The sequence below is a fragment of the Methylophaga sp. UBA678 genome, from assembly GCF_002299105.1.
GTDB classification, from domain to species: domain Bacteria; phylum Pseudomonadota; class Gammaproteobacteria; order Nitrosococcales; family Methylophagaceae; genus Methylophaga; species Methylophaga marina.
This window is the reverse complement of record NZ_DBNG01000022.1, coordinates 1-6,488: the sequence shown is the minus strand read 5'-3', so window position 1 is coordinate 6,488 and position 6,488 is coordinate 1. Positions and strand designations below refer to the sequence as shown.

The window sequence follows — 6,488 nt, the reverse complement described above, 5'->3', positions numbered from 1 at the left end:
ATTCCTACCCAGTCCTGCGTGTTAACGCATGTCACCAACACGATTGAATGTATTGAAAACGGTGCACCAGTAGATTTGGTATTCCAGTCCATTGGTGGCACGGAAAAAACCAACAGCAGTTTTGGCTTTAATTTAGCCACCCTGGCTGAAGCACAACAAGCAGCATTATCTTTGAACCGAGGCACGGTCGGACAAAACGTTATGTATTTTGAAACTGGGCAGGGCAGTGCTTTATCGGCCAATGCTCATCACGGTCTGGATCAACAAACCTGTGAAGCCAGAGCCTATGCCGTTGCCAGAAAATTTAATCCTTTACTGGTGAATACCGTGGTGGGCTTTATCGGCCCTGAATACCTGTTCGATGGTAAAGAAATTACTCGTGCAGGCTTGGAAGATCATTTCTGTGCCAAGTTATTAGGTCTGCCAATGGGCTGTGATGTTTGTTACACCAACCATGCTGAAGCTGATCAAAATGATATGGATAACCTGCTGACGCTACTGGCGACAGCAGGATGTTCTTTCGTGATGGGCATTCCCGGTTCAGATGACATTATGCTCAATTATCAGACCACCTCATTTCATGATGCTTTGTATGCGCGTCGCGTCTTAGGTTTGGGGGCGGCACCTGAATTTGAAAAATGGCTGGAAAAAATGCAAATCATGACCGATGCCAGTCATGCCAAGTTATCAAACCAGTTACCGCCAGCCTTTGCCGGCACCTTGAGAGGCTTAGCCACAGGAACGAATGATGGTTAAGGAAGATAGACTCACTCATCTCAGGGTAAAAAATGATGACGCTATCGTCACCGATAATCCATGGCGTCGTCTGCGAGAATTCACGGCTGCCCGTATTGGCTTGGGGCGTGCTGGTGTAAGCACACCGACGCGTGAATCACTTGAATTCCAATTAGCACATGCTCAGGCCCGTGATGCGGTGCATACCGAACTGGACTTTGATGGTTTACAACAAGATCTCATGGCCTTAGCGGATAAATACCCGTTGTTAAACCGTGAAGCACCTTTAAAGCTGCATAGTCAGGCAACCGATCGCATGACGTATTTGCAGCGTCCGGACTGGGGAAGACAGCTGGACGAAGCTAGTCTTACAGCACTTAAACCACACCAAGCTTCTGAACCTTACGATTTAGCCATTGTGATTGCTGATGGTTTATCAGCCACGGCGATTAAAGAAAACGCAGCGGTATTTATTGAGACCTTAGCTCAAGCCATGCAAGCCAGTGAACAAGCTTACTCACTCGCACCTATCGTTATGGTGGAACAAGGCCGTGTCGCCGTGGGGGACGATGTTTGTGAAGCCTTAAACGCCAAGGCCGTTTTAGTGCTGATTGGCGAACGTCCGGGATTGAGTTCGCCCGATAGCTTGGGACTGTACCTGACCTGGGGGGCCAAACGTGGCCTGACCGATGATAAACGTAACTGTATTTCCAATGTAAGAAAGGCGGGACTTTCTTATTTTGCTGCGGCTCAGAAAAGCCTTTATTTGCTGACTGAGGCCCGCAGACTCCAGTGTTCTGGCGTTGCTATCAAGGATCGCTCTACCGATAAGATTATTGATAGCAACGCCGTTCAAACCAGCTTTTTGCTGGATAAGTAAGCCAACCAACAAGGTGGATAGGTATTAATGTTAACTAATAAGAGGATAGAAAGATGGACAATGCGCCAACGCTAGAATCCTTGCAGGCAACGCTCGACGCCCAGCAAGCGGTTTTTCAAATGCATCAGTCTATGAATGTCGAAGTGTTCTACTGGTGGTGTACCGCCATTATGATCATGATTCATGCTGGTTTCTTGGCCTATGAAATGGGGGCCTCACGTAGTAAAAATGCTTTAGCAGCGGGTATTAAAAATATTCTTGCTTTAGCGGTCATTATTCCCACGTTTTATTTGTTTGGCTGGTGGATATATAACGCTTTCCCGAATGGCTTTATTCCTATTGAGGCAGCGGGTGCCTTACCTTGGGCACAAAGTATGGGACCTGATGTCACCGATATGGGAACCGGTATTTTCTGGGCAGCGTTTGCCATGTTTGGTGCCACCACCGGTTCGATTTTATCCGGTGCGGTTATCGAACGGATTCGTGTCAGTGCGTTTTTGATTCTGACCGTGTTCTTGGGTAGCGTGGTTTGGATACTGGCTGGTGCCTGGGGTTGGCATCCAGATGGTTGGTTACTGACTGACTTGGGCTATCATGATGTCGGCGCATCTGGTGTTGTGCATGCTGTGGCTGGTTTCTTCACTTTGGGTGTACTGATCAATTTAGGCCCACGTGTAGGTAAATTTATCAACGGTGTGGCACAGACTATTGCTCCACATAGCTTACCGATGACGTTAATCGGTTTGATGATGATCATCTTCGGTTTCTTCGGATTCCTGGGCGGTTGTATCATCTTTAACGGTGGTGAAACAGGTTGGACAACCATTTACGGCAACCCAACTAACTTATCAGCATTTGCTTTCAATACCCTGATGGGCTTTGCGGGTGGTGTGATTGGTTGTTACATCGCTAGCCGTGACCCATTCTGGACAATGTCTGGCGGTCTGGTGGGTATCATTTCTGTTGCAGCCGGTTTAGATCTTTATGATCCTGAATTAGCGTTCATTATTGCTGTAGTAACAGGTGTCTTAGCCGTTAAATTCGCTAAATTGATCGAAAATTTCGGTATTGATGATGCGGTAGGTGCTGTTTCAGTTCATGGCTTCACGGGTGTTTGGGCAGTATTCTTAGTCGGTGTGTTTGCCGACGGTATGCCTAACGTGGGTGACTTGCCTGAGATTTCATTAATGGGGCAAACCATTGGTGCCATTGTCATGGCAGCAGTGGGCTTTATTCCAGGTTACGGTATTTCATTGATTCTGAAAAAAGCCAATGCATTACGCGTACCGAAAGAAGCGGAAGAGCTGGGCTTAGATGAAGTTGAAATCATTGCCAAGCCTTACCCAGAAGTGAATGGTGTCCCTGCGGTGACATCAAGTGACGTGCCAAATAAATTGGCTAACTCAGAACCAGGAGTGTAATTATGGGAACATCAATTAGTTCATGGGAAAACGTAGGGGCTTATTTTACTTTTGCTGATAATCCACTTGCTCTAGGCCTGTTCACTGTTGGTGCTGCAGCCATCATAGTGGGTCTGATTATCTCGATAGCAAAACATGAAAATGAAGCGTTCGAGAAAATTGAAAAATAAGCCAGGCTTAAACATGACCTAGTCATGTATCAAACAATAACCCCGATCTTGTATCGGGGTTATTTTTTATAAGCAGTAACTTTTTGTGGCATTCAAAGCAGTGTGACCCGACCTCTACCACTGATACCAATGAACTAGCACCCAGACTGAATACCATAATAAAGATTTCACTTAATCACATTTTTAACAGTCAATATGGCCATTGTTTCTAGCATGGCTGATTTTGAAATTATTCTTCTCCAAATACCTTTCGATATCAAAAATAAGCGGCATTTTGATTCTATTGATCGACTATCCAACATCTGTCTGAAAATAAGAGTGAAGACTGATAATCAATAAATCTAAATGCATATAATTATTATTTGATGGTAATATCTACCTTTAAATTAATCCAGCTTTATAAAAAGTGAAAAATTGCACTTTTTATCTGCTTTAAACGACATAGATAGAGAGTACACGATTGTTCTCTTATTTTACGGTCAGTCCTCTCATGTGAGTTGAGGACAGGCGTTCATGTCTATCTGCAGTTAAAACTATAATTAGATCAGCCATTTGAGAGTTATCTCCAATATGCAATTACCTTATCCACTCAGAATTCTGTCATTGGTTCTGGCCGCCACGGTAGGCGGGTATTTACTGACGTCCGCCGTTATCATTTTTTTATCAGCTATTGTACCAATGGAAAAACCACATGCCATCGTGGCCGTGAGCCTTTTTAGTTATGCAATTTATACAGCAGCTGTTATTTGGGTCTTTACTGTTAGAAATAGCAAGCGCGCTTGGTTAGGTATGTTGATTCCAACAGTCTTGCTCGGTGGTGCAGGGATGCTAATTTCCAAGGTGGCGTCATGAGTGAGTTAACGAAGCCAGTGAAAGAACAGGAATCGTTTCGTCAGGCGATGGGCTGGTTACATACCTGGGGTGGGTTGCTTGCCAGTTGGGCCTTATTCACGATCTTCCTTACGGGCACGATTGGTGTGTTTGATGTTGATATCACGAAATGGATGAAACCAGAGGCAGCCGTTGTATCCGGTTTCGATCCAACCGCGATGACCGAACAGCAACGTGTTGACACGATAAAGAAAGGTCAGGCTTATCTTGAAAAACATGTTCCTGATAGTCATTTCTGGGGGATTGGACTGCCAACGGAAACAGAGCCAGGAATACGTCTGTTCTGGCGGGACGAGCAGAATGAATTTCAACATGCCTTACTGAGCCTGGATGATGGTGAACTCATGCCAGCCGCTGAAAATCGTGAAACCGAAGGGGGGCATCATTTTGTGCATATGCATTATGAGTTTCATGCGGGTATGGCAGGCATCTGGCTGGTCGGCTTTTTTACCATGATCATGCTGGTGGCCTTAATTACCGGCATCATTATTCATAAACGTATTTTCAAAGATTTTTTCACCTTCAGACAAAAGAAAGGACAGCGTAGTTGGTTAGATGGACATAATGCCTCCGCTGTTTTAACGCTGCCTTTCCAATTGATGATTGCTTACACCGGTTTGGTGGTCTTTTTATCGATTTACATGCCTGCAGGTGTATTAGCTAATTACAGCAATCCACAGGTATTTTTTTCTGAACTGCTTGATGAGCCCATGCACAGAGCAGAAACAGGCGTGGATGCAGATGTGGTGGATTTATCCATTTTGTTCCAGCGAGCAGAAGTGATGATGGGTAAACCCGGACGATTTATGAACGTTGAGCATCCGGGAGACAGTAGCGCTGTGACCAAGGTGTTTGGTTGGTTTGATGAAAAAGACTATGAAGGGCAATTATTGAGGGATGAAATTGGCAGTGTTCAGTTTGATGCGACCAATGGTGATGTGATGCATCTGAACCCACCAGGTGAATACGATAAGGGCACGCCCATGGCATCACAACGTGTGATGCGTATCATGCACTTTGCCAACTTTGGTGGCTACAGCGTTCGCTGGTTATATTTCATTATGGGTATGGCGGGTGCGTTGATGATGGCAACAGGCGCCATCTTATTTCTGGTGAAACGACGTCAGAAATCACTTAATGAATTTGGCTCGCAAACTGCACGCGTTTATCGGGTAATCGAAGTACTGAATATCGCTGCTATCAGTGGTCTTGCGGTGGCTTGCATGGCTTATTTCTGGTTGAATCGTTTGATTCCGGTCGATATCGCTGATCGGGCATCCTGGGAAATAAAAGGCTTTTTCTATCTCTGGCTAGCCATGCTGTTTCATGCCGCTTGTCGACCTGGCATGAAAGCCTGGTTTGAACAATGGAGTGTCTTTACCTTACTGGCATTGTTGTTACCTGTCATGAACCTGCTGACAACCGGACATTGGCTACCATCGTACTGGCTGGCAGGAGACTGGAGCAGTGTCGGCTTTGAAGTGACCGTATTGGTGTTCGGTTTGATGAGTCTGGGGCTGGTGTTATTTTTGCGTCGAAAAATGCGATTGCAAGTTCGCCCGTCAGCGCTTAAAACTCAGTCGGAGGCACTATTATGAGTGCAGCCATGATGATGAGCATTGCCTTGTGTTACGCCGCTATGAGTAGTCTTAGTCTGGCGATGCCACGACATTTGATGGAAGTGACCAACCGTCGGTTAAGTGTTGCACAGACTCGACTATTACGTTGGACAGCAAGCCTGATTCTGGTCTTAGCATATTTACCTATGTGGCAGGTGTGGGGAGCAGGAACCGGCTTTGTGATTTGGGTATCGATATTGTCTGTGACCAGCATAGTATTGGTGTTACTGCTGTCTTATTGGCCAAAGTGGGCGGTCAGAATCGCTTTTCTGATGATGTTATCGGCCAGCGTTTTGTGGTTGATGCAGTAACGACCAGATGATCGTTACTGCATCGGTGTAACTTTTGTTTAACGTTGACTGCGTGCTTTTCTAATCGCCGCTTTAACCTGTTCTGGTGCTGTACCACCTAAGTGGTCACGAGCAGCGACAGAACCTTCCAAAGTCAGCACGTCAAACACGTCTTCATCAATATTGGCAGAAAACTGCTGCAGTTCAGCCAAGGTGAGTTCAGACAGATCTTTTTTATGTTTGATGCCATAAGCGACCGATAAACCGACTACTTCATGTGCATCACGGAATGGTGTGCCTTTACGTACCAGATAATCAGCCAAATCAGTGGCAGTAGCATAACCTCGTAATGCAGCCTGACGCATATTGTCGGCTTTCACGGTGATGACCGACATCATATCTGCATAAACGCGTAGTGAACCTAATAAGGTATCAATCGTATCGAACAAGGGTTCTTTGTCTTCCTGATTGTCTTTGTTGTA

At 45.6% G+C, this 6,488-nt stretch carries 7 protein-coding genes and 1 pseudogene; 7 read left to right on the top strand and 1 reads right to left on the bottom strand.

Annotated features, from left to right (window positions below; all coding sequences use genetic code 11):
• From eutB to B3014_RS11390, 7 genes are all read left to right on the top strand, one after another.
• On the top strand, positions 1-756 hold a 756-nt coding region (eutB, locus tag B3014_RS11420; RefSeq protein WP_289286989.1), incomplete at its 5' end, for an ethanolamine ammonia-lyase subunit EutB.
• On the top strand, positions 746-1,615 hold the full coding sequence (gene eutC, locus B3014_RS11415) for an ethanolamine ammonia-lyase subunit EutC (RefSeq protein ID WP_289244165.1): 870 nt from the start codon (positions 746-748) through the stop codon (positions 1,613-1,615). The genes eutB and eutC, both read left to right, overlap by 11 nt.
• A gap of 53 nt (positions 1,616-1,668) precedes the next feature.
• On the top strand, positions 1,669-3,036 hold the full coding sequence (locus tag B3014_RS11410) for an ammonium transporter (protein ID WP_289244164.1): 1,368 nt from the start codon (positions 1,669-1,671) through the stop codon (positions 3,034-3,036).
• 2 nt (positions 3,037-3,038) lie between these two features.
• Complete coding sequence (locus B3014_RS11405) at positions 3,039-3,206, top strand: hypothetical protein (RefSeq protein ID WP_286303418.1); 168 nt, start codon at positions 3,039-3,041, stop codon at positions 3,204-3,206.
• A gap of 570 nt (positions 3,207-3,776) precedes the next feature.
• Positions 3,777-4,058 (top strand): DUF3649 domain-containing protein, encoded by a 282-nt coding sequence (locus B3014_RS11400; RefSeq protein ID WP_286303419.1) that lies wholly within the window; start codon positions 3,777-3,779, stop codon positions 4,056-4,058.
• Positions 4,055-5,695, top strand: a complete 1,641-nt coding sequence (locus B3014_RS11395; RefSeq protein WP_289244163.1) for a PepSY-associated TM helix domain-containing protein — start codon at positions 4,055-4,057, stop codon at positions 5,693-5,695. The genes B3014_RS11400 and B3014_RS11395 overlap by 4 nt, the downstream gene beginning before the upstream one ends.
• Entirely contained in the window at positions 5,692-6,027 is a 336-nt protein-coding gene (locus tag B3014_RS11390) for a DUF3325 domain-containing protein (protein ID WP_289244162.1), read from the top strand. Before B3014_RS11395 ends, B3014_RS11390 begins: the two co-directional genes overlap by 4 nt.
• A gap of 38 nt (positions 6,028-6,065) precedes the next feature.
• Here B3014_RS11390 and B3014_RS11385 read toward each other — a convergent pair.
• Positions 6,066-6,488 (bottom strand): annotated as a pseudogene (locus tag B3014_RS11385) (argininosuccinate lyase); the annotation flags it as partial.

Excerpts from the sequence above, each read along its gene's own strand:
- B3014_RS11410 (WP_289244164.1), top strand. The coding sequence starts at position 1,669 with ATGGACAATGCGCCAACGCTAGAATCCTTGCAGGCAACGCTCGACGCC.
- B3014_RS11400 (WP_286303419.1), top strand. The coding sequence starts at position 3,777 with ATGCAATTACCTTATCCACTCAGAATTCTGTCATTGGTTCTGGCCGCC.
- B3014_RS11395 (WP_289244163.1), top strand. The coding sequence starts at position 4,055 with ATGAGTGAGTTAACGAAGCCAGTGAAAGAACAGGAATCGTTTCGTCAG.
- B3014_RS11405 (WP_286303418.1), top strand. The coding sequence starts at position 3,039 with ATGGGAACATCAATTAGTTCATGGGAAAACGTAGGGGCTTATTTTACT.
- B3014_RS11390 (WP_289244162.1), top strand. The coding sequence starts at position 5,692 with ATGAGTGCAGCCATGATGATGAGCATTGCCTTGTGTTACGCCGCTATG.
- eutC (WP_289244165.1), top strand. The coding sequence starts at position 746 with ATGATGGTTAAGGAAGATAGACTCACTCATCTCAGGGTAAAAAATGAT.